The sequence below is a fragment of the Saccharopolyspora galaxeae genome, from assembly GCF_016526145.1.
GTDB lineage: Bacteria > Actinomycetota > Actinomycetes > Mycobacteriales > Pseudonocardiaceae > Saccharopolyspora_C > Saccharopolyspora_C galaxeae.
The window spans coordinates 406,620-429,016 of sequence record NZ_JADDUE010000001.1; the positions used below are offsets into that span (position 1 = coordinate 406,620).

Sequence of the window (22,397 nt, forward strand, 5' to 3'; positions counted from 1 at the left end):
ATCGCCCTCGGCGGAATCCGCGGCGTACCCGGTGAAGGGTTTCCCGACGCAGCTCGCCCGCGCCGCGGCAGCGGGCGACTTCGGCTCGGCGCTCATCGTCCACTTCAGGTCCGCGCAACAACACGAGGGAGCTGCATTGGTCTCCAAAGCAACGACTCTGCCCAGGCTGGTCGCGTTGGGCGGCGTGCTCGCCGGGTCGGTCGCGCTGGCACCGGTGCCCGCGGTCGCCGAGCCGCAGGCCGCCGCGCCCGCCGAGTGCCGGATCCACGAATTGCCGATGCCGCCCGACGCGACCAAGGGGAACGTCAGCGGCGGCAGCCCGGACGGCCGCACACTGGTCGGCACCGTCGAGGGCGCCACGCCGACCGACCTGATCCACGTCGTGTGGCGGGACGGCGAGATCCTGGAAACGCCCGGGAACCTGCCGGACCGGCTGGAAGACGTGAACTCCGACGGCGTCGCCGTGGGCGGGATCTTCGACGAGTACGGCGAACGCCGTCCGTACGTCTACCGCGACGGCGAGGTCCGCGTGCTGCCCGGCCACGTGACGCCGCGCGGCATCAACGACGCCGGGCAGATCGTCGGGTTCCGCAGCGACGCAGCGGGCGAGATCCCGGTCAGCTGGGAACCCGGCGCCGACCAGCCGGTCGACCTGCCCGGACCACCCGGCGTCGCCGAGGACGTCGCCGCGGACGGCACGGCGGTCGGCACGGTCGCGGGCGAGACTCCGGGCGCCCCGACCAACGGCTTCGTCTGGCGGCCGGACGGCACCTCCGCGGCGCTGCCGCGGCCGGAAGGCATCCCCGCGAACGAGCACTTGGAGGCCCACCAGATCAACGGCCCGTGGGTGATCGGTTCCGGCAGCAGCGGCGAGATCCGCTGGAACCTGGACACCGGCACGGCCGAGGTCATCCCGAACACGATCTTCGACTCGGGGGCGATCAACGAACAGGGCTGGGTCGCCGCGGCCAGGCGGGACAGCGAGGGCAGGGCGGCAACGGCAACCCTGTTCGCCGATGGACAGCAGGTTCCGCTGCCGGGGATCAACAACTGGGATCTCTCCGCGAGCTCGATCAGTCCGGACGGCAGCGTGATCGGCGGCACCGCGTTGCTCTCGCGCGGGCCGTCCAAGCCGGTGTCCTGGACCTGCTCCTGACGGCTGTCCGAGCAGGGGCCGTTACCGGACCACCGCGTTCCACCGTGGTCTCCGAGGCGGGGAGCCGATCATCGAGAACGGCTCCCCGCCTTCTCCCTGCGGAATCCTGGAACAGGAGACGGCCTGGTCAGAACTTCTCGCGGAATTTGCTAGCCGTGCGCTGATGTTGATCTCGGAGCGTTGTCTCAACGCTCCCAAGGTCGAACCTGCATGACCGCAAGCGCACCGGGCGCCCGCAACCACTCGACCATCGCCGCCCTCCGGCTCGCGAGCCGGACATCCCCAGCCCAGTCCAGGCCACCCACCAAACCCCTGACGCAACGTTGACGCCGAACCTCCAACCCTGAGCGCGCCGTTGACGCGCGTTCGTCGGCACGGAGCAGCGCACCGGAACTCACGTCCCCCGTTCGGCAGCGGGCATCGGCACACCGGGTCAGCGCCTACCACCGTCCGAACGCATCGGACGACCCGCACGGACAAGCGCAAGACCAGCATCGCGACGCAGCGAGTTTCGCTGGACCAGCGGTAGATCAAGACCACGCTGCCGGGAAGCATGCGTTTTCAGCGGCTCTTCTTCCGCGCCCTGGAGGAAAATTGACGCATCCGTCCAACTGTCAACGTGCCGGTGGCGATACCTGCGAGTGCCAGTGCGGAGGCTCCCAGCACGGCTGGCCCGGCGCCATCTCGCTAATCCGTGACCGATCTCCCGATGCTCTCGACGAATTTCGGCAACGAGCCGACTGTCGCTGGGACGCTGCTGAAGACCACGCCGCTGCAGGGAAGAACCGGTCCCGATCGACGATGAACCACAAGCGTGCTGCGGTGAATACCGCACGCGATCACGTGCTCCGGGCACTCCGCGATGAACTGCACGCCACCACGAATTCCGTTGGAGAGCAGGAGGAACCTCCGCACGCCCCCGCAGAGCCTCCATCGAGTTCGGCTCCGCATGATGCAACGGTCGATGCCACGACTCGGGAACGAGAGGACAACACCAACCGGAAGCTCGCGACCGCCCGCACCGATGTGGATCGGGTAGAAGCAGTGGGCGAGCTGCTCGGCCAGGTCCTTGCCCAGGTTGAGCGGGAGATCGGACCGCTGGGCGTCGACACTCGCACGGCGATGGCGGATCACTTCTGGTGTGAACTGCTCGTGCAGCTCGTCGTGGTGATCGAGGAGGCGAAGCGCGCCTGGGACGCGGTTCCGCAGGTGGTGGGAAAGCGGCTCGACAAGGTGGTCAATGCGAGCGGGCGCAAAATTCCCACCAAGGTCGTCGCCGCGTGCACGAAGCAGCTCTGGAAACGCCTCACCGAAGCACTCGGCCTCGGCGGGATCGAGCAAGCCGCCACGCTGCTGCCCGCGCTGCGGACGCTCGCGGTCCTGTTGTGCAAATCCCCGGCCCGCCATCCGGCGGTCGTGCAGCACTGCCTGGACCCGCTCAAGGCACTGCTGCTCGACAAGGCGAAGCAGCGGTTGAAGCAGGCGTTCAGCGAGAACCTGCTCCCCGAGATCCGCGCCCAACTCGGCTAGCGCCAGAACGAGCAGGGCCACGTGCTGTAGGAGTCTCCGTGCCCGGTGCAAGACGCGGTCCGGACATGAGAAAGGGCCTGGCCGGAACTCCTTGTGGAGTCCTGACCAGGCCCTTTACTTGTCGGGGTGGCGGGATTTGAACCCACGACCTCTTCGACCCGAACGAAGCGCGCTCCCAACCTGCGCCACACCCCGATCTTCCGGCGGTGGACTTATCGGGTCCCTGTCCGACCGCCGCGAAAAAGTCTAGCGGATGTTCGTGCGCGCTCCGGAAGGGGGGCTGCCGACCGCGGCCGCCGACTCGGCCGACCCGGCGCGCGAACGCGGGACCAGCGTCAACAGCGTCGCCTCCGGCGGGCAGGCGAAGCGCACCGGCGCGTACGGCGAGGTGCCCAGACCGGCCGAGACGTGCAGGTGCATCCGCTCGCCCCACGTCGATGCGCCGCGCGCCCGCGCGCGGTCCAGCTCGCAGTTGGTGACCAGCGCGCCGTAGCCCGGCAGCCGCAGCTGGCCGCCGTGGGTGTGCCCGGCCAGCACGAGGTCGTAGTCGTCGTCGGCGAACGCGTCCAGCACCCGCGGCTCGGGCGAGTGCGTCAGGCCCAGCCGCAGGTGGGCGTCGTGCGCGGGCGCGCCCGCGATCTTCGAGTACTTGTCCCGCTTGAGGTGCGGGTCGTCGAGCCCGGCGACGTGGATGCGCACTCCGTTGACTTCCAGGTCGCTCCAACGGTGCGTCACGTCGAGCCAGCCGCGCTCGGTCATCGCCGCGCGCAGATCCCGCCACGGCAGCGGGTCGCCGTGGATGCGCTTGGTCTTCGCCGACGGCAGCAGGTAGCGCGCGGGGTTCTTCGGCTTCGGCCCGTAGTAGTCGTTGCTGCCGAACACGAACAGGCCCGGCCGGTCCAGCAGCGAGCCCAGTGCGCGCAGCGCGGCGGGCACCGCCTGCGGGTGCGCCAGGTTGTCGCCGGTGTTGACGACCAGGTCTGGGGCGAGTTCGTCCAGCGCGGCCACCCAGCGCTGCTTGGAGCGCTGGTTCGGCAGCATGTGCAGGTCGGAGATGTGCAGCACGCGTAGTTCGGGGGCGCCTTCGGCCAGCACGGGAATCTCCGCGCGCCGTAGCGTCCAGTGGCTGCGTTCCACACCGGCGGCGTATCCGAAGGTGGCGGCACCGACCGCGCCACCGGCGAGCATGATCCGACCCAACTTGTTCACGCCATCCAGCCTACGGCCGGTGGCAGGCCCGCGACGCCCGGGATGGGCCGCGCCGCCAACCGCCCTTTCCGGCGCTGTGACCAGGTAAATCGACGTCCCGTCGAGGGTCAGGGCCCGGCGGCGTCCAGCCGCCAGTACGCCAGCGCGTAAACCCGGCGCCGGTCCAGCCCGAGCACGTCCTGGCAGTGCTCGCGGATGCGCTGCACGGCCGTGGATTCGGCACCGGCCCACACGTCCGGGCGCGGCCCCAGGTCCGCCGCGCGAACCGCGTCTTCGAGCAGCGTGCTCCGCCCGGCCGCGACGCCTTCGCGGTGCAGCCAGGTCCACGAGACGTCCGCTTCGGTCCGCACTTGCTGTTCTTCGGCGGCGTCGGCGACTTCGGCGAACACCTGAACGCGGGCCTGCGGGGGCAGCTCGCCGACCATCGCCAGCATGGCGGGCAACGCGGTCTCGTCCCCGGCGAGCACGAGCCGATCGGCCGCGGGGTCCGGCGCGTAGGACGGGCTCGGCCCGACCGCCACCACCTGGTCGCCCGGGGCCGCGGTGGAGATCCAGGACGCGCCCGGCGCCTCGTGCTCGTGCACCACGAAGTCGATCGCGAGCTCGTGGGCGGCCGGGTCGAACCAGCGCACCGTGTAGGTCCGCTGCTTAGGTTGCTGCTCGCGGGGCAGCGCGAACACCTCGGCGCGGTCGCGGCCCAGCGGAGTCGGTCGCCCCGGCCGCGGCAGGCACAGCTTGATCCGCTGGTCGCTGCCGGTGCTGTCGAAATCCGCCAGCTCCGGGCCGCCGAGCACCATCCGCAGCATCCGCGGCGTCAGCCACCGCACCGACCGGACCTGGACCAACCGGTACCGGGAACGCACTCGCCGGATGCTCGCCCGCGTGTCCACCACGAACGCCGAGTCTAGGCAGCGACCGAGTCGGCTACGGAGGGGAGTTCCCCGGCGGCGGCGCGGCGGGAGGATTCGGCGCGGGACCGCCCGGCGCGGGCTCTTCCGGCTGTTCCGGCGGGCGAGCAGGCTCCTCCGGTGGCCGAGCAGGGGGAGGCGGGGCCGGTGCGGTCGACGGCGGCGGCACGTAGCCGGTGCTCACCGACAGCGTCACCGTCTCGCCGGGCAGCGCGAAACCGCGCGGCGTCTGACTGGTCACCGAGCCCTTGCGCCGCTCGCTGTTGATCGAGCGCTTCTGCACCTTGTAGCCGGCCTTCTCCAGCGACGTCGTGGCCCGGTCCGCGCCGAGCCCGACGACGTTCGGCACCTGGAACTCGTCGCCGCCGTTCTTGTAGCGCTCGTTGACCGGCGGCAGCGGGATCTCCGGAAGCCCCTCGTGGATCGGTTTCATCGCGTCGAACCAGGTGCGCGCAGGCACCTTGCCGCCGTAGATGTTGCCGCCGTTGGCCCCGCACAGCGTCGGCGGTGTGCTGTCGCAGATGCCCTGCGGCCGGTTGCCGTCGGAGAACGTCAGCACCGCACCGGCGAATTGCGGCGAGGCGCCGAGGAAACCGGCCGACTGGTGCGCCTCGGTGGTGCCGGTCTTGCCCGCGATCGGCCTGCTCCAGCCCGCACCCTGCGCGGCGGCGTTCGCGGTGCCGCCCGCCTGGTCGTCCTGGCTCATGCCGACGACCATGGCGTTCGCCAGTTCCTTGTCCACGGCCTGCTCGCACGGATCTTCGGTGATCTTGACCTGGTTGCCCTGCCGGTCGGTGATCTCGGCGATGGGTGTCGGCGGGCACCAGGTGCCGCCGCTCATCAACGTGGCGGAGACGTTGGCCAGCTCCAGCGGGCTGGTCGGGCCGAAGCCGAGGGTGAACGCGCCGATCTTCTTCTGTTTGACCACTTCGGCCATCGACGGCCCGTTCGAGCCGTTCGGCGTCAGCGGATCACCGCTGAGGTTCGACTGCTGCAGCGTTTGGCGCATTCCCAGCCGGGTCGCCATGTCCACCGTCGGATTCAGCCCCACTCGCTCCTCCAGCGCCACGAACGCAGTGTTCGGCGAAGTCGCCAGCGCCCTCTGCAAGGTGCGCGGGCCGGGCGAGACACCTTCGGCGTTGCCCACGGTGTAAGGGGCGCTGCCGTTCCGGAAGACCTTGGAGGTGTAGGTGCCGGGGGCTTGGATGGTGTTCTGGATTCCCATCCCCTTCTCCAGCGCCGCGGCCGCGGTGAACACCTTGTAGACCGACCCGGCGCCGAACTTCGCCACGCCGCTGGGCAGCGCGTACGAGGTCTGGCCCTTGTCCGCGTCGTTGCCGAAATCGCGATTGGCGACCAGCGCGCGCACCCGGTGCTTGTCGCTGCCCGGTTCCACCACGGCCATCACGTTCGCGATGCCTTCGGTGTCCTTCGGCACGTGCTTCTCCGCGGCGGCCTTGGCGGCGCCGGTCGCTTTGTGATCGAGCGTGGTGCGGATCGTGTAGCCGCCGGACCGCAGTTCCTCTTCGGAGAATCCGGCGTTCTGCAAATAGTCGATGACGTATTTGCAGAAGAAGCCGTCCGCGGGGCCCGCTCCGACGCAGTTGTTCGGCAGCGAGTTCAACGGCTGCACCAGGCCCAGCGGCGCCCTGCGCGCTTGCTCGGCGGTCGGTGCGTCGATGCGCTGCTGCGCCTCCATCGCATCGATCACGAGGTTGCGGCGAGCCAGCGCCTCGTCCGGGTTGGTCTCCGGGTTCAGGGCGCTGGGGCTGTTGACCATCCCGGCCAGCAGCGCGGACTGCGGGATCGTGAGCTTGTCCGGGGTGCTGTTGAAATAGGTGCGCGCCGCGGCGGCGACCCCGTAGCTCTGGTGCCCGAACGGCACGACGTTCAGGTACCGCGCCAGGATCTCCTCCTTCGGCAGCCGCTTTTCCAGCTGCAGCGCGATCCGGATCTCCCGCAGCTTGCGCGCCGGGGTCTGCTCGACGGCCTTGGCCTGCTTGACCGGATCGTCGGCCGCGGTCACGTGCACCTGGTAGTTCTTCACGTACTGCTGGGTCAGCGTCGAGCCGCCCTGGGCGATCTCACCGGACATCTGGTTGGTGACCGCCGCGCGCACCGTGCCCGGCCAGTCCACGCCCTGGTGCTCGTAGAACCGGCGGTCCTCGATGGAGATGATCGCGGCCTTCATCGGATCCGAGATTTCATCCGGCGCGACCGGGGTCCGATTCTGCTCGTACAGGTAAGCGAGCGGAGTGCCCGCGCGATCGGTGATGGTCGTGGCCAGCGGCGGTTGCTGGGTCATCAATTCCGCGGAGATGTTGTTCACCGCGTCGCCTGCGCGGTTGGAGACCACGCCGAGCGCGCCGGCCATCGGGAAGAGCATCCCCGCGACCAGGACTCCCGCCAGCACGCACAGACCGAACAGCTTCAGCAACCCGTCCCGGACACGCACGCGGGCAAGCCTAAGCCGGGTGCCGGACATCAACACGGCGTCGCCGGGCACACCCCCCGATGTGATGAGGGTCAAACATAACGGAGCGACAACCCTTGTTTGGCCGTGGAACCGAAAGGATCTAGAGTTCGTCCACGTCCAGCGACAGCATCGTTGCGGCGCGCCATGCGCCGCAGCATCCGGTGCCGGGGGGCTCCGGACGAAACAAGTCGCCGACGATCCAGTGAGGAGCTGGGGGAACCTTATGTTGGAGCAGGGGGATTGGCGGGTTAACGCCGCTTGCCGGGACGAGAATCCCGACCAGTTGTTCGTACGTGGGGCTGAGCAGCGCAAAGCACGGATGATCTGCTTCGGCTGCCCGGTGCGCACGGAGTGCCTCGGTGAGGCGCTCGACAACAAGATCGAATTCGGGGTCTGGGGCGGAATGACCGAGCGGGAACGGCGCGCGTTACTGCGTCGCCGCCCGGACGTCCGCAACTGGCGCGAGCTGCTGGAAGCCGCGCGTCAGGACTACACGGATATCGACGAGTACCAGGTGGGCTGAAACTCACTCGGATGCCGGATCGGGCGGCCCGCTTTCCGGGTCGCCCGCACCGGAAATTGCGGAAATGATCATTCCGCGGCGAGTCGCCGCCCGATCTCGCGCAGCCCGCCCAGGTCGTGCACGTCCGCGGGCAGTGCCGGTACGCCCACCAGCGACACCTCCGGGTGCGCGCGGGTGAACCGGGCGAGCATCCGGCGTTCCCGGTCGCCGATCGCGACGCGGTCGGCGTGCACCCGCAGGACCGCCGCGGCCAGCTCGGCGTTCCCGGTGGCTTCGAGCTCCTCTGCCGCCGTGGTCGCGCGCGTCCCGGTCAGCTCGGCGAACACGGGGTGCGTGCGGTTCGCGATCAGCCCGGCCAGCGGCATGTTCTCGGTGCTGAGCCGTTCGACGAAGAACGACGCCTCGCGCAGCGCGTCCGGTTCGGGCGCGGCGACCACCAGGAACGCCGTGCCGGGCGAGCGCAGCAGCTGGTAGGTGTTCTCGGCGCGTTCCCGGAAACCGCCGAAGGTCGAGTCGAAGGCTTGCACGAACGCGGACGCGTCCGCGAGCAGCTGACCCCCGATCACGGTGGAAACGGCCTTGGAGAACATGCCGAACCCGGCACCGACGATCTTGCGCAGGCCCTTGCCGCTCGCCTTGGCCGGGCTGGACAGCAGCCGGATCAGCTTGCCGTCCAGCACCGTGGACAGCCGCTGCGGCGCGTCCAGGAAGTCCAGCGCGGATCGGCTCGGCGGGGTGTCCACGATGATCAGGTCCCAGCTTCCGGTAGCGGCGAGCTGGCCCAGCTTCTCCATCGCCATGTACTCCTGCGTTCCGGAGAACGAGGTGGAAATGGTCTGGTAGAAGGGGTTCTCCAGGATCTGCTGCGCCCGGTCCCGCCCGGCGTGCGCGAGCACCATGTCGTCGAAGGTGCGGCGCATGTCCAGCATCATCGCGTTGAGGTCGCCGTCGGGCTCGAACCCGTCCAGCACCACCTGCCGCGGCTGGTTGCCCAGTTCCCGCATCCCGAGCGCCTGCGCCAACCGGCGCGCCGGGTCGATCGTGAGCACCACGGTCTTGCGGCCGCGCTCGGCGGCGCGCACCGCCAGCGCCGCGGCGGTGGTCGTCTTGCCGACACCGCCCGAGCCGCAGCACACCACGGTCTTGGTCGCCGGATCGTCGAGCAGCGCGTCGACGTCCAGTCGCGCGGGGTCGTCGCGCGCGGGTTCGGTCATCGCGGCCTCCCGACGCCGTTCTCGGTCAAGATCTCGGCGAGTTCGTAGAGCTCGGCGACGTCGATCCCGGCGGTCAGCTCGGGCAGCGACACTGTCGGCAGGCCGGCGGCCGCGAGCCGCTCGCCCGCGTCCTGCTCGGAGCGGGCGCGCACCGCGTGCTCGGCGGCTTCGTCCGCGAGACCGCGCAGCATCGCCTCGTCCGGATGCAGCCCCGCGGTGTCCAAGCCGGTGCGCAACCGGTCGACGTCGAGCTGCCCGGTGGCCGCGACCGGTACGGACGAAGCGGGCAGCCTGCTCGGGCGGACCCGGTTGAGCAGCACCGCACCGGGCCGCAGCTCGGCCGAGTCGAGTTCCGCGACGGCCTCCAAGGTCTCCCGCACCGGCAGGTCTTCGAGCAGGCTCACCAGGTGCACCACCGTGTCGCCGGAGTGCAGCAGCTTGACCACGCCTTCGCTGTGCCCCCGGATCGGCCCGACCTTCGCGAGGTCGGCCATCGCGCGGGTCACGTCCAGGAACTTCACCACCCGCCCGGTCGGCGGCGCGTCCACCACGACCGCGTCGTAGAAGTGCCGCCCGTGCTCGTCGGTGCGCCCGACGCATTCCTTGATCTTGCCGGTGAACAGCACGTCGCGGAGGCCGGGCGCGAGCGTGGTGGCGAACTCGATGGCGCCCATCCGCTTGAGCGTCCGGCCCGCGAACCCGAGGTTGTAGAACATCGACAGGTACTCCAGCAGCGCCGGTTCGGCGTCGATGGCCAGCGCCCGCACCTCGCCGCCGCCCGGCGCGGCCGCGATGGACTCCTCGGAGTAGGGCAGCGGGGCGGTGTCGAAGAGCTGCGCGATGCCCTGCCTGCCCTCCACCTCGATCAGCAGCACCCGGCGTCCGCCGGTCGCCAGCGCCAGCGCGAGCGCGGCTGCGACCGTGGTCTTGCCGGTGCCTCCCTTGCCGCTGACCACGTGCAGCCGGGCGTCGTTGAGTTCGGCGTCCCACTCGGTCACACGATCAGCGTAGGTGGGCGGCCCGTGCTGTGTCTCCCGCAGGAGGCGGCCGTCTCCCGTACGGGTCGCACGAGCCGTGTCCAGCGGTTCAGTCGATCACGAACCGGATCGAGATGATCAGCGCGGTGGCCGCGAGCAACGCCCACACGAGCGTCGCGGGCAGCACAGTCGCGACCAGCCCGGTGCTCACCACCAGCAGCAACCCGCCTTGCACCGCGGCGCGCGCCCGCTTCGGGCGGCGTTGTGCGCGGGTGCCGCGGATCCCGACCACGGCATCCAGGATCAACAAAGCGCCGAAGGCGATCGTCAGCGCGGTCGCCACAATCCGCCAAACCTCCACTTCGCGCAAGCTAGTCCGATGCGGTGATCAATGAGGCGCGAACGAATGAAGGCGAGGTCGCGTTCCGATATCGACCTGTGCCTGCGGGACCCGCGCCGGACCGGGGCAGCGGTGCCGCGGCGACACCCGCTCTTTACGCTGGTGACCATGACCAAGTGGGAGTACTCCACCGTGCCGCTGTTGAGCCACGCGACCAAGCAGATCCTCGACCAGTGGGGCGAGGACGGCTGGGAACTCGTCGCCGTCCTGCCCGGCCCGACCGGCGAGCAGATGGTCGCCTACATGAAGCGGCCGAAGGAGTAGTCATGGCTTCCTGGAAGCAACGGCTCACCGAGCTCGGCATCGAACTGCCGGAGGTCGCCGCGCCGGTCGCCGCCTACGTGCCCGCGGTGCGCAGCGGTTCGCAGGTCTTCACATCGGGGCAGGTCCCCTTCGTGGAGGGCAAGCTGGCCGCGGCGGGCAAGGTCGGCGCGGAGATCGACCCCGAGGAGGCCAAGCGGCACGCGCGCACCTGCGTGCTCAACGCGCTGGCCGCCGTCGACGCGCTGGTCGGGCTGGACTCGATCGTGCGGGTGGTGAAGGTGGTCGGTTTCGTGGCTTCCGCGGAGGGCTTCTCCGGGCAGCCCGCCGTGGTCAACGGCGCTTCCGAGCTGCTCGGGGAGATCTTCGGCGACGCCGGGCAGCACGCGCGTTCCGCGGTCGGCGTCGCCGAGCTGCCGGTGGGCGCGCCCGTCGAAGTCGAGATGATCGTCGAGGTCGGCTGAGCCCGATCCAGCACGAACACGGCCCGGTCCGGGAGCTGCTCCCGGGCCGGGCCGAGCTGTGTCGCGCCCGCTTCCCGGCGCTGTGACGTATTCCGCGGTGCGGACCGCCGTTTTCTCGCCAGCCGGACCCCACACGGCTCGTACTACCCAGTACGCTACGGCCGCCGCTACTTGGGGTGACTACATCGGGTTCGCCCGAACGGCGGTATTGATGCCTGCGTGTGTCCGATCTGGTTTGCCCGTGCGTCGGTTGACGGGGCAGAGTTCACCCGATCGGGCGCTCGCGTGTGGGGTGCGGGTGGCCGCCCGCACGTGATGAGCGAACGAAGCTGAGAGGGGCGACGTGGCGGTGCGCGAATCGGACCTGCTGTGCCACGAGTTGCTGCTTCGACTTGCCGGTCGGCTGCCGGACCGGCATCTGTGGCGCTACCGCGATTGGCTGGCGGGGGGAGCAGGCGACGTCCTCGCGCGTTCGCTGCCCGCCACCCTGGTCCGCGAACGGGTCGCGCTGTCCGACGCCGACCACCGCAGGCTCGCCGAAGCACTGCTGCCCCTCGGCGCCGACCCGTCCGCGGTGCACGCGGTGCTGCCCGGCGCGGAGCCCGACCGCTACACGTTCCGCGCGGAGTCGCACAGCGACGACAAGGGCGACCCCGCGGTGCTGGTGCTCGGCGCGACGCTGCGCGGGAGGCAGGGCGTGCGCGAGGCGCGCAGCTCGTGGCGCCACCTGCCGGGGCAGCGCTCGAAGCGGATCTTCCTGGTGACCGCATCGACCGACCCGGTCGAGCTCACCAGTGAACTGCAGCGCATCCTGCGGGCGCTCGGTGACCCCGAGCCGTGCGTCGAGGTGCTGCCGCCCGAACTCGAACCGACCGCCTACCAGCGCGCCGCGCTCGCGGAATCGATGCTGGTGTGCCTGGGCGGCGACGAACTGGTGGGACACCGTGGCTGATGGTGTCCCGAGGTCTGGGCAAGACCGCGCAGAAGGAGGCTTTCGTGGTGGACGTCGCTGAGGGTGCGGGGCCGGTGGAACGCCTGCACAACCTCGTGCTGGCCTTGACGGGCCGGGTGGACGACGACGCCGTCAATTCGGTCCGCGAGATGCTCGGCATCGGCCAGCTCGACGCCGCGGCGGAGTTCCTGGCCGGCTGCCTGCTGGCCGGCCGCATCCCGGTGACCTCGACCGAGCAGTACCACCTGCGCCGGGCGCTGGAGGAGGCTCGTTCGCAGCAGGCGCTGGCGGATCGGTTGCACGTGGTGGAGGCGGTGCCGGACGAGGGGCACCGGTTCAGCGACGAGCACGACCAGGACCGCTCGGACCGCGAGCTGGTGGACGCGCTGGCCCCGATCGCGGGCCGGTTGCACGGGGTTCGCGCGCTGTGGTGCGCCTGGCGCACGACTCCGGCCGGGGTGACTTACGGGGCGGTGCCGCGGCGGGTGCTGCTCGCCGAGGTCGGTTCGGACGGTTCGGTAGCCGCGGCCGGCTACCAGCTGCTGGAGGCGGTGCGCCGGGCCGGTCTGGGCTGCTCGGTGGACGTCTTCAACAGCGGGATGGATCTGCCGCCGTACCACCGCAACGCGCTGGCCAACGCGCGCCGGGTGCACCTGGACCTGGGTTCGCAGATCGCGGTGCCGAACGGTTCCAACCACGCGCGCGCACCACGGGCCACGGCGGGAAGCAAGGCCGGGGGCGCTGACGCGCCGAGTGAGCCAGCGACGGGGTCGGGAAAACGGGCCGAGGCCCCGGCTCCGGAGCCCGCAGCCTTCGACTCGGCACGTCCGGATTACGCCGAACCGGCGCACCTCGATCCGGGCGAGGCGAACCTGGCGCCGGTGGGGCGCGAACGCGCGGGTGAGCGCGCTGGTCGGGAACGTGGCGACTGGGAGCGCACCGAGCGGGAGCACGCCGAGCGGGAACGCCCTGATCGGGAGCACGCTGATCGGGAACGCCCTGATCGGGAGCACGCTGATCGGGAACGCGCCGAACCCGACCCCGTCGCGGCCGAGCGCGCCGAACCGGCCCTGTCGGCTCAACCGGAATCTCAGGCGCACCCGGAATCGGCGCACGCCGAGCCGGAACCGGCTCCGGCACCGGAGCCCGACGCGCCCGAGCAGGGCGAGCAGACGGTGCAGACCGGCGGCAAGAACACCCGCGTTCCGGCAGCGGTCGACGCGAAGCTGACCGACCGGGAACGCAACCTGCTGCGCAAGCTGCACGAGGAACTGGCGCAGCGCGAGCAGGACAAGGAAACCGCGGGCGAGCAAGTGGCGGGCGAGCAGGTGGCGGCGGGCGGGAAGTCCGCCGGTTCCGGCCAGGACGCTTGGACGGCGACGATGCCGGGCACTCCGACCGGCGGTTTCCCGTCGATCGGTGCGCCCACGTCGAGCGGTCGGGAGCGTCCCGGTTCCGAGTGACCGCGCGGATCAGCTGACGGGTCGGTAAGTCGGCGGGCCGCTCAGCCGACGGCCCGCTGCACGGCGTCGAGCACCCGCTGCAGGTGCAGCCCGCGGCGCACGTCGCACGGGTGCCCGGTGCGGCCCGAGCAGATCATCCCGAACCATTCCTCCAGCAGTTTCGCGTAGCACTCGCGGGCGGCGGTCCGGCCGCCGGTGAGCTGCGATTTGCCCTGCGAGCCGTAGATCGTGAACTCGACCAGCGCGGGCTGTACCGGCACTCGCAGCGACAGCGCCAGCGTGCTGTTCGCCCCGCTGGCGTGCCCGAGCACCAGATGCCACAGATCGCCCGCGTCCCGTTGTGCGTAGTGCACCAGGTTGATGCTGCCGAGCGCGGCGTCCAGCAGGTCGAGCGCGTGCGGTCCGGCGTCCAGCAGCGATCCCGCGCGTTCTTGCCGCCACGGTGAACCGGCGTAGTCACCGCCGAGCAGCCCACCGGCCAGCCATTGCGCGGTGCCGCCCTTCCAGCCGCCGAGCTTGCCGAGCCCGGTCAGCCAGTCCCGCACCTCGGGGGCGTAGCGGCGGGTCAGCATCAAAAGCGCCGCCACGCCGTTGCGCTCCACTGCGCGGACCGTTGCTTCGGCAGCCGCCACGTCCGCGGCCAGCGGCTTCTCCAGCACCAGGTGTTTGCCCGCGTCAGCGGCGTGCACGGCCAGTTCGGCCTGCACCGCGGGCGGCACTGCGAATGCCACGGCGTCGACCGCGTCCAGCAGCGCGTCGAACCCGTCGACGACGTCCGCGTCGTAGGGGCGGGCGAGTTCTTTCGCCGCGTCCGGGCGGCGCGCCCACACCGCGGTCAGCCGCATCCGGGGGTGCGCGTGCAGCCCGGGCGCGTGGACGCGTTTCGCCCACGGTCCCGCTCCGACGATGCCGACCCGCAGTGCTTCGTTCATCCGTCCATGGTCCCCGCGCCCCGATCAACACGCAGACCGTGGGGCGGGCCGGTAGGCGCCGGCAGCGCTGTCCCGCGCCTTAGTGGCCGCCGGGTTGCTCGCTTGTTTCGAGACTTTTCGGGTCCCTATTTCGGTGCGGGTATAGGTCCATACCGCCGAACTTGAAGCGTTTTCGCGCATTGCTCCAAATGAGGATTATTCCACCTTACGGGTGGGGCATAGGGCTACTGGCAGTCGCTGAAGATGGTTCTCGTGCCTGGATCCAAGGTCGGCCAGCCAGATTGCCACTCTGTCGGAGTCCCCTGTTAAGGTTCGACATCAACGCTTCGCGTTCGACTTCGAGAGAGATTGACGCCGAGAACTTCCTCGCTTTGTGGAAATTTCCAACACGCAGGGAGAGAAGGAGAGCGTGATGCCGAAGAGAATGAGGTGGTGGCCCGATGGTCGTCGATGGCCGGGCATCTTGGATGCGCTTGCGTTCGTGGCTGATGGCACGGCGCTGCTGATCGAGTTGCGCTGCCAAGACGACCTGGTCGCCAAGGTGGCGGCCAGGCCGCTGGCTTTCATGTTGCGGGTGATCGCCCGCTGGTTGCGCTCGCGCAACTGTTGAACAAGGACGCGGTCGGGGTGCGCAAACACGCGAAGCGCCAACTTCGCGCGTGCCCCGACCGTTGTCCGAATTTGCAGCCGACCGCGAGGTGGACCCGCGCAGCCTGCTGGCTTGTCCAGCCTAGTGGGCGTGCCCGCCACTTGGCCATACCGGCCGGTATCACAAGCTGATCACCAGAGGCTGCTTTCCGCTGGTGCGCGAAACGCTTCGAGGGCATGTCTCGCCAGGCGTCGTCCGAACCGGACTCCGGACTGCCGGTGCTCGGTGTTTCCGTCCTGGGAATGCGCTGCTGCCCGTTCGGAAGGCCGGTCATGTCCCGAACTCCGGTCGAGGTGATCCCGGCCGGGAGGGTGGGACATGAGAGTTCCTCGGCTTAAGGTGTCCGCATGGTGCGACTGCCGGAGGAGATGACGTTGCCGGACGGATTCGTGCCCGCGCCGGCGCCGGATCCGCCCGCGACGCCGAAGGACGCCGCGACGGTCGTGCTGCTGCGCGAAGGCGACCAGGGCACCGAGGTCTTCCTGCAGCGCCGGGTGCGGAACATGCCGTTCGCGGGCGGGATGACGGTCTTCCCCGGCGGCGGCGTCGACCCGCGGGACGCCGATGCTTCGATCGCGTGGAGCGGCCCGCCGCCGCAGTGGTGGGCCGAACGCTTCGAGTGCACCGAGGAGGTCGCGCGCGCCCTGGTGTGCGCGGCGGTGCGGGAGACCTTCGAGGAATCCGGCGTGCTGCTGGCGGGTCCGGACCCGGACACCGTCGTCGCGGACACCCGCCCCTACGCCGAAGCCCGTCCGCGCCTGGAGTCCCGCGAGCTGTCCCTGGCCGGTTTCCTCGCCGAGTCCGGCCTCGTGCTGCGCGCGGACCTGCTGCGCCCGTGGGCGAACTGGGTCACCCCGGTCGACGAGCCGAAGCGCTACGACACGCGGTTCTTCCTCGCCGCCATGCCGGACGGGCAACGTGCGGACGGGGTGACCACGGAAGCCGCGCACGCCTACTGGAGCACTCCGGAAGACGCTCTGGAGCAGTGGCGGCGAGGTCGCTGCGGGCTCATGCCGCCGACCTGGGTGACGTTGTCCGAGATCGGTGCTTGTGACGGCGTCGAGGCCGCGCTCGCGGTGCAACGACCGCTCGGGAAGGTCCTGCCGCGGCTGGTGCACCGCGACGGCGCTTGGCGCGTGGTGCTGCCCGGCGAACCCGGCTACGACGAGGAGAGCGACCGGTGAACCATCCCGCTTACGGCGAATTCCGGCCGGTGACACCGTTCGCTTCGGTGCTGCTGGCGGACAACCCCGGCCCGATGACGCTGGACGGCACCAACACCTGGCTGGTCGGCACCGGCGCCAACCGGGTGGTCATCGACCCGGGGCCGGCCGATGCCGGGCACCTGCGGCGGGTCGCCGAGCACGCCCCGGTCTCGCTGATCCTGCTCAGCCACCACCACCCGGACCACACCGAAGGCGTCGCGGAATTGGCCGAGCTGACCGGGGCGCCGGTGCGCGCGCTGGACCCGGAGCTGTGCGCGGGCGCGGAGGCGCTCACCGACGGCGCGGTCATCGAGGAGTCCGGAGTGCGCCTCGAAGTGCTCGCGACCCCGGGGCACACCAAGGACTCGGTGTGCTTCGCCGCGGAGCACGCCGGAGCCACCGCGGTGTTCACCGGCGACACCATCCTCGGGCGCGGCACCACAGTGGTGGCGCAGCCGGACGGGCACCTCGGCTCGTACCTGGAATCGCTGGGCAAGCTGGCGCGGTCGCCGGAAGGGACGCCCGCGCTGCCCGGCCACGGCCCGGACCTGCCGGACGTCGCCGAGGCAGCACGGGGCTACCTGGCGCATCGCGCGCAGCGGCTCGACCAGGTGCGGCGGGTCGTGGATGAGCGCGGACCCCGGGTCACCGCCCGCGAGGTCGTGGAGGTCGTCTACGCGGACGTGGACCCGTCGGTCTGGCCTGCCGCGGAGTGGACCGTGGACGCGCAGCTGACCTACCTGTCCGAGCAGGGCGAACGCTGACTCACACCAGAGCGGGCGCGGTGGCGCTCGCCGGCAGCAGCGTGCGCCGCCGCAGCCACAGCGCCCCCGCCAGCACGGCGCCCGCGATGCCTGCCGTCGCGAACGCCGACGGCGGTCCGAACAGCTCGACGAGTTGTCCGCTGGTCGACTGGCCCACCGCGGCTCCGAGCGTCACCGACGTGACCACCCAGCCGAAGGCTTCGGTCTCGGTGCCCGCGGGTGCGGCCAGTTCCAGCGCGACCGAGTGCGCGGTGGACTGCGGAGTGATCAAACTGCCCGCCACCAGCAGCGCCACGCACAGCCCCAACAGCGACCCCGGCAGCGACAGCAGGGCGACCAGCACCGCGAAACCGAACAGCAGCGCGGGCAGCCGCAGGTGCATCGGCCGCGGCCACGGCCGCATCCCGTAGAGCACGCCCACCACGACCGAGCTCACCGACAGCACGCTCAGCAGCAGTCCGCCCGCCGAGGGGTGACCGGCGCGTTCGGCCGATGCGGGTACCGCGACCTCGATGAACCCGACCAGCACGCCGAACCCGAGCGCGGCCAGCGCCACCGTGCGCATCCCCGGCGTGGCGATGGCTCCCAGCAGGCTGCCCTGCGCTGCGCCTTCCGGACGCAGCGCGCGGGCCGCGGGGGTCGCGGCGAACCCGAGACTGCCGATGATCATGCACGCGGCGCCCGCGACCAGCCCGGTGCCCGGCCACGGCAGCGCGACCAGCACTCCGGCCAGCCCCGGGCCGAGGATGAAGAACACCTCCATGCTGATCGCCTCGTACGAGTAGGCGGCGTCCCGCACCGCGCCCGCGGGCAGCAACCGCGTCCACAGCGCCCGCGAAGCCGGCGCCACCGTCGGCTGGCTGAGCCCGAGCGCGAACCCCAGCGTCGTCAGCACGGCCACCGGAGCGCCCAGCTCGATCGCCGCGATCTCCGCGCTGACCAGCAACGCCAGCACCAGCGACATCACCGCCATCGGGCGGCTCGGGCCGATCCGGTCGATGATCCGGCTCTGCACCACCGAACCGCAGGCGACGCCGATCAGCTCGCCCGCCGAAACGAGTCCTGCGGCCGCGAAGCTGCCGGTCTCGCGCTGCACGTACAGCATCAGCGCCAGCCCGATCATCGCGATGGGCAGCCGCCCCAGCAGGGACGTCAACACGGGAGCGGTGGCGCGCGGCGTGCTCAGCGCGACGCGGTAGTCGGCCAGGGACACCGAGTGGGACATGCGTACCATTATTGGTCATGCTGGTACGTGAGTACCAGTCATTTTCGCCGTGCTCCCGCACACCCTCCGAGGTCAGGACGTTGTGCCCGGTGCTCGCCCGTAATCCCGGGGCACACTCGTGCAAGCAGGACAGCGGGAAAAGCCGAAAAATCTGCTGGGACCGTGCAACGTCTCGCGCCGCTGCAACGTCCTAGAGAGTGAAGGGCCTTGAAACCGGCGCTGGGCGACGCCCATCGTTGAGCCCGGGCAGGCGCCCGGTGCACGAGCCCGCACGGCGGGTAACTGCCACAAGAGCACAGACCACCTCCGATGCCGGGTTCGGGGCCGACACTTCGGAGGTTCGGGGAAAGCGTGGTTGGTCGGGGGACGAGCCGCGCAGCGAAGAGGCCGGAGCGTCGCGTCGGGGGCGACGCCCGGTCTCTTCGCATGTTCGGCCCCAACACCGCGTCTGCGAGCCGGTGTCAGGCAACCTGCCCCGTACAGTCGGCGACCGTACTCCGGTACGAAGATGTCGTCGGCACACCAGCGCACACGAAAACGCGCGCCGACTGAGGGGTCCGAATACCAGCGAACCCGTCAGGCGGCGCGCGTTGTGTGCCGCGGAGGTCAGCGGGCGCGGCGCGCCAGCCGTTCCGGATCGAGGATGAGCACGCTCTTGCCCTCCAGCCGCAGCCAGCCGCGGTGCGCGAAGTCCGCCAGCGCCTTGTTCACGGTCTCCCGCGAAGCCCCGACGTACTGCGCGATCTCCTCCTGCGTGAGGTCGTGCGTGACCCGCAGCAGCCCGGCTTCCTGGCTGCCGAAGCGCTGCGCGAGCTGCAGCAGCGCCTTGGCGACCCGGCCCGGCACGTCGGTGAAGATCAGGTCGGCCAGCATGCCGTTGGTCCGGCGCAGTCTGCGCGCGATGACGCGCAGCAGCTGCTCGGCGATCTCGGGCCGGGTGCCGATCCACTGGCGCAGCGCGCCGCGGTCCATCGTCAGCGCGCGGACCTCGGTCACCGTCGTGGCGGTGGAAGTCCGCGGACCCGGGTCGAAGATGGACAGCTCGCCGAACATGTCCGACGGCCCCATGATCGCCAGCAGGTTCTCCCGCCCGTCCGGCGACTTGCGGCCGAGCTTCACCTTGCCGGATTGAATGATGTAGAGCCGATCACCCGGCTCGCCCTCGGCGAAGATCACGTGTCCGCGCGGGAACTCCGACGGTTCCAGCGACTGGGTCAATGCCTCCGCAGCGGCCGGTTCCACTCCCTGGAAAATGCCGGCCCTGGATAGGGTCTCGTCCACCTCGTCCCTCCATGCTGAGACGCGGCGGCTTGTTCGTCGCGGCCCCGCGTCCCGTTGCGGTCACCGGCCTTGCCGCCGATCACTACCCGTCAAGTCTAAGACCGGTCACGGGAACGGCGAGTCCGCAGTCTGCCTGCGCGTCCCACCCTGCGTAGCTGGAACAGCTCCAGCGCACGTCCAATTCCCTGCCGGAACAGCGCCCGCACCTCGTCCGGCCGGGCGTTCTCCAGCAGCTCTTCGACCTCGTTCTCCTGCACCGCGACGTGCCGCAGTCTCGCCTCCACGCGCTCCATGAACAGCGTGAAGAACATGATCACTAGCGGTACGACGACAACGAACCAGGCAGTCATGATGCTCCGAATCCTCGCTCATGCCTTCGAGCCAGGTGCAACCGGGGGTGGGTCACCGCCGCTCGGGGCCGGACCGGGGTGTCGACCGGGTCCGTACCCTGGTGGGGTGCCGGAGCCAGCTCAAGACCGCTCGAACGCGTCGGCCACCGCAGCGCGGGGCCGGGGTCGATCTTCCTCAGCGCAGCCGACCGGGTCCGGTGCCACTTCGCCGAATGGCCGGGACGGCACCCGCAAGGCACCGGCCCGGCGCAGGTCACGGGCCGCGGAGACGCGGACCGGCCTGGTCCGGCGCGCCCGCAGGATGCTGCGCGCGCTGGCCGAGGCCTATCCGGAGGCGCACTGCGAGCTGGACTTCGAGACGCCGCTGGAACTGGCGGTGGCGACCGTGCTGTCCGCCCAGTGCACCGACAAGCGGGTCAACGAGGTCACGCCCGCGCTGTTCGCGCGCTACCGCACGGCCGCCGACTACGCGGGAGCCGAGCGCGCCGAGCTGGAGGAGATGATCCGCTCCACCGGCTTCTACCGGAACAAGGCGAATTCGCTGATGGGCATGGGCGCCGCGCTCGTCGAGCGGCACGACGGGCAGCTGCCCGCGCGGCTGGAGGACCTGGTCAAGCTGCCGGGCATCGGCCGCAAGACCGCCAACGTCATCCTCGGCAACGCCTTCGACGTCCCCGGCATCACGGTGGACACGCACTTCGGCCGGCTGGTGCGGCGCTGGCAGTGGACCGCGGAGGAGGACCCGGTCAAGGTCGAGCACGCGGTCGGCGAGCTCATTCCGCGCAAGGAATGGACGATGCTCTCGCACTACGTGATCTTCCACGGCCGCCGCGTGTGCCACTCGCGGAAACCGGCGTGCGGGGCGTGCCTGCTGGCCAAGGACTGCCCGGCGTTCGGCGCGGGACCGGAGGAACCGCAGGCAGCGGCGAAGCTGGTGCGCGGCCCGGAGGCGCCGCGGCTGCTGGAACTGGCCGGGGTGGCCGGGGAGCTGGGCGCGGCGACGATCGAGCGCGCCGCGGCCGAGGAGCCGGACAGGTGAGCCGCTGGCGGCAGCTGCGCGAGTTCCGCACCGAGATCCAGTGGACGATCGTGGTGCTCGTGCTGGCCGGGCTCGCCGTGGTCGCGCTGTTGCCGGGCGCCCAGCTCGCCGGCCGGGACTCCGGTGGAACCGTGAGCCCGCAGCCGGCTCCGGGCGCCCCGGCCCCGCCCCCGGTCGATCCGGCGCTGCGCACCGGCATGCAGCCGTGCCCGCAGCCGCGACCGGGCGGTCCGGCGCAGCTCGCGGGCATCACCGGGACGTGCATGGCCGACGGGGCTCCGATCGATGTCGGCGCGGCGGTCGCGGGCAGGCCGGTGCTGATCAACGTGTGGGCGACGTGGTGCGGTCCGTGCCGCACCGAGCTGCCCGCGCTGCAGGAGTATTCGCAGCGGCCCGGTTCGGTGCCGGTGCTCGGCGTGCAGGTGCTCAGCGACGAGGCAGGCGGGTTGCAGCTGCTGCGGGACCTCGGGGTCCGGTTCCCCGCCGTGCACGACGCCGGCGGCGGGCTCCGCTCGGCGCTGCGGGTGCCGAACGTGCTGCCCGCCAGCTTCGTGCTCACCGCTTCCGGCGAAGTGCGCCGCGTCGATCCGGGGGTGTTCGGCTCGGCCGACGAGGTCCGAGCCGCGGTCAGCCGCACCTTGGGAGGGCAGTCGTGACGGAGCAGGTCGCCCTCGACGGCGCGCCGGATTGGCTGCGCCCGCTGGTCCGGCGCACCGCCGAAGTCGACCAGGGCCATTTCGGCTGGCCGCACGGGCGCCCGCCGCGCAGCGCCCGCCCGGCGGCGGTGCTGATCCTGTTCGGCGAGCAGGCGGGCACCGGCCCGGACGTGCTGCTGATCCGCCGCGCCGACGGGTTGAACTCGCACCCGGGGCAGGTCGCCTTCCCCGGAGGTTCGATCGATCCGGACGACGACGGCCCGACCGGTGCGGCACTGCGGGAAGCGCAGGAAGAAGTGGGCGTGCTCCCGGGGGGTGTGCGGACGCTGGGCACGCTGCCGGAGCTGCACGTCGCGCACAGCGGTTTCCGGGTGACGCCGGTGCTGGCGCACTGGCGCGAACCGTCGCCGGTGGCCCCGGTCGACCCGGGCGAGACCCGGGCGGTGGCGCGGGTGCCGATCTCGTGGCTGGTCGACCCGGCGAACCGGATCAACGTGCGGTTGAGCAGCCGCCACCCGAGCCCGGCCTTCCTGGTGCCCGGGATGCTGGTGTGGGGCTTCACCGGTGCGCTGCTGTCCGGCGTGCTGGACTTGGCCGGCTGGTCGCGCCGGTGGAACGGCGACGACGTGCTGGGCCTGGACGAGGCGTGGCGGGCCGCTGAGGAGGCCGATGACGCCGGGTTCGGTTCGTGACGGCTTGCTGATGCCGGTTCCGGTCGGGTTGAGTGATCGCTCGGATCGCCGCGGGCGGCGGCCGTCGAAGG

23 protein-coding genes and 1 tRNA gene are annotated in these 22,397 nt (G+C 70.9%); 13 read left to right on the plus strand and 11 right to left on the minus strand.

The window, feature by feature from the left end; genetic code table 11:
• Positions 1–136: 136 nt before the first annotated feature.
• Complete coding sequence (locus INP57_RS01875; RefSeq protein ID WP_200068229.1) at positions 137–1,156, plus strand: hypothetical protein; 1,020 nt, start codon at positions 137–139, stop codon at positions 1,154–1,156.
• Between the two features lie 1,044 nt (positions 1,157–2,200).
• Complete coding sequence (locus INP57_RS01880) at positions 2,201–2,686, plus strand: hypothetical protein (protein WP_200068230.1); 486 nt, start codon at positions 2,201–2,203, stop codon at positions 2,684–2,686.
• A gap of 121 nt (positions 2,687–2,807) precedes the next feature.
• Here INP57_RS01880 and INP57_RS01885 read toward each other — a convergent pair.
• The 4 genes from INP57_RS01885 to INP57_RS01900 all read right to left on the minus strand — a co-directional run bounded on the left by INP57_RS01885 (position 2,808) and on the right by INP57_RS01900 (position 7,288).
• A tRNA-Pro gene (locus INP57_RS01885) sits at positions 2,808–2,881 on the minus strand.
• A 51-nt stretch (positions 2,882–2,932) separates the two neighbouring features.
• Positions 2,933–3,874 carry a metallophosphoesterase gene (locus INP57_RS01890; RefSeq protein ID WP_200068679.1) on the minus strand — a complete coding sequence of 314 codons (942 nt, stop codon included), beginning with the start codon at positions 3,872–3,874 and terminating at the stop codon, positions 2,933–2,935.
• 128 nt (positions 3,875–4,002) lie between these two features.
• Positions 4,003–4,788, minus strand: a complete 786-nt coding sequence (locus INP57_RS01895; protein ID WP_307849852.1) for a siderophore-interacting protein — start codon at positions 4,786–4,788, stop codon at positions 4,003–4,005.
• 31 nt (positions 4,789–4,819) lie between these two features.
• Positions 4,820–7,288 carry a transglycosylase domain-containing protein gene (locus tag INP57_RS01900; protein WP_200068680.1) on the minus strand — a complete coding sequence of 823 codons (2,469 nt, stop codon included), beginning with the start codon at positions 7,286–7,288 and terminating at the stop codon, positions 4,820–4,822.
• A 214-nt stretch (positions 7,289–7,502) separates the two neighbouring features.
• Here INP57_RS01900 and INP57_RS01905 point away from each other — a divergent pair, with 214 nt between their 5' ends.
• Positions 7,503–7,802, plus strand: a complete 300-nt coding sequence (locus INP57_RS01905) for a WhiB family transcriptional regulator (RefSeq protein ID WP_200068231.1) — start codon at positions 7,503–7,505, stop codon at positions 7,800–7,802.
• 68 nt (positions 7,803–7,870) lie between these two features.
• Here INP57_RS01905 and bagB read toward each other — a convergent pair whose 3' ends face one another.
• The 3 genes from bagB to INP57_RS01920 all read right to left on the minus strand — a co-directional run bounded on the left by bagB (position 7,871) and on the right by INP57_RS01920 (position 10,354).
• The gene (gene bagB / locus INP57_RS01910) at positions 7,871–9,016 is read right to left on the minus strand and encodes an ATPase BagB (protein ID WP_200068232.1); all 1,146 of its coding nucleotides are present in this window, start codon (positions 9,014–9,016) and stop codon (positions 7,871–7,873) included.
• Positions 9,013–10,014, minus strand: a complete 1,002-nt coding sequence (gene bagA, locus INP57_RS01915; protein ID WP_200068233.1) for an ATPase BagA — start codon at positions 10,012–10,014, stop codon at positions 9,013–9,015. Before bagA ends, bagB begins: the two co-directional genes overlap by 4 nt.
• 88 nt (positions 10,015–10,102) lie before the next feature.
• A complete protein-coding gene (locus tag INP57_RS01920; protein ID WP_200068234.1) occupies positions 10,103–10,354 on the minus strand; it encodes a hypothetical protein in 252 nt (83 codons plus the stop codon).
• Between the two features lie 141 nt (positions 10,355–10,495).
• Between INP57_RS01920 and sp36 the strand changes: the two genes are divergently transcribed.
• From sp36 to INP57_RS29295, 4 genes are all read left to right on the plus strand, one after another.
• Positions 10,496–10,657, plus strand: a complete 162-nt coding sequence (gene sp36 / locus INP57_RS01925) for a Sp36 family protein (protein WP_200068235.1) — start codon at positions 10,496–10,498, stop codon at positions 10,655–10,657.
• Between the two features lie 2 nt (positions 10,658–10,659).
• Positions 10,660–11,118 carry a RidA family protein gene (locus INP57_RS01930; protein WP_200068236.1) on the plus strand — a complete coding sequence of 153 codons (459 nt, stop codon included), beginning with the start codon at positions 10,660–10,662 and terminating at the stop codon, positions 11,116–11,118.
• A gap of 343 nt (positions 11,119–11,461) precedes the next feature.
• Positions 11,462–12,070, plus strand: coding sequence for a hypothetical protein (locus INP57_RS01935; RefSeq protein ID WP_200068237.1), 609 nt, complete (start codon positions 11,462–11,464; stop codon positions 12,068–12,070).
• A gap of 2 nt (positions 12,071–12,072) precedes the next feature.
• Positions 12,073–13,533: a hypothetical protein gene (locus tag INP57_RS29295; protein WP_307849854.1), complete on the plus strand. Its 1,461-nt coding sequence runs from the start codon at positions 12,073–12,075 to the stop codon at positions 13,531–13,533.
• 41 nt (positions 13,534–13,574) lie between these two features.
• Here INP57_RS29295 and INP57_RS01945 read toward each other — a convergent pair whose 3' ends face one another.
• Entirely contained in the window at positions 13,575–14,465 is an 891-nt protein-coding gene (locus INP57_RS01945) for a Gfo/Idh/MocA family protein (protein ID WP_200068238.1), read from the minus strand.
• Positions 14,466–14,946: 481 nt separating this feature from the next.
• Here INP57_RS01945 and INP57_RS29965 point away from each other — a divergent pair, with 481 nt between their 5' ends.
• From INP57_RS29965 to INP57_RS01955, 3 genes are all read left to right on the plus strand, one after another.
• Positions 14,947–15,075 carry a hypothetical protein gene (locus tag INP57_RS29965; protein WP_255520707.1) on the plus strand — a complete coding sequence of 43 codons (129 nt, stop codon included), beginning with the start codon at positions 14,947–14,949 and terminating at the stop codon, positions 15,073–15,075.
• 386 nt (positions 15,076–15,461) lie between these two features.
• Positions 15,462–16,298, plus strand: a complete 837-nt coding sequence (locus INP57_RS01950) for an NUDIX hydrolase (protein ID WP_200068239.1) — start codon at positions 15,462–15,464, stop codon at positions 16,296–16,298.
• On the plus strand, positions 16,295–17,083 hold the full coding sequence (locus tag INP57_RS01955) for an MBL fold metallo-hydrolase (protein WP_200068240.1): 789 nt from the start codon (positions 16,295–16,297) through the stop codon (positions 17,081–17,083). The genes INP57_RS01950 and INP57_RS01955 overlap by 4 nt, the downstream gene beginning before the upstream one ends.
• Position 17,084: 1 nt before the next feature.
• Here INP57_RS01955 and INP57_RS01960 read toward each other — a convergent pair whose 3' ends face one another.
• From INP57_RS01960 to INP57_RS01970, 3 genes are all read right to left on the minus strand, one after another.
• On the minus strand, positions 17,085–18,308 hold the full coding sequence (locus tag INP57_RS01960) for an MFS transporter (protein WP_200068241.1): 1,224 nt from the start codon (positions 18,306–18,308) through the stop codon (positions 17,085–17,087).
• A 606-nt stretch (positions 18,309–18,914) separates the two neighbouring features.
• Positions 18,915–19,589, minus strand: a complete 675-nt coding sequence (locus tag INP57_RS01965; RefSeq protein WP_200068242.1) for a Crp/Fnr family transcriptional regulator — start codon at positions 19,587–19,589, stop codon at positions 18,915–18,917.
• A 95-nt stretch (positions 19,590–19,684) separates the two neighbouring features.
• Positions 19,685–19,939: a hypothetical protein gene (locus INP57_RS01970; RefSeq protein ID WP_200068243.1), complete on the minus strand. Its 255-nt coding sequence runs from the start codon at positions 19,937–19,939 to the stop codon at positions 19,685–19,687.
• 301 nt (positions 19,940–20,240) lie between these two features.
• On the opposite strand from INP57_RS01970, the gene nth reads away from it, so the two are divergent.
• Genes nth through INP57_RS01985 form a run of 3 tightly spaced genes read left to right on the plus strand, consistent with a single transcriptional unit; the run spans position 20,241 to position 22,326 of the window.
• On the plus strand, positions 20,241–20,978 hold the full coding sequence (gene nth / locus INP57_RS01975; protein WP_200068682.1) for an endonuclease III: 738 nt from the start codon (positions 20,241–20,243) through the stop codon (positions 20,976–20,978).
• A complete protein-coding gene (locus INP57_RS01980) occupies positions 20,975–21,634 on the plus strand; it encodes a TlpA family protein disulfide reductase (protein WP_307849855.1) in 660 nt (219 codons plus the stop codon). The genes nth and INP57_RS01980 overlap by 4 nt, the downstream gene beginning before the upstream one ends.
• A complete protein-coding gene (locus INP57_RS01985; RefSeq protein WP_200068244.1) occupies positions 21,631–22,326 on the plus strand; it encodes an NUDIX hydrolase in 696 nt (231 codons plus the stop codon). Before INP57_RS01980 ends, INP57_RS01985 begins: the two co-directional genes overlap by 4 nt.
• Positions 22,327–22,397 lie beyond the last annotated feature (71 nt).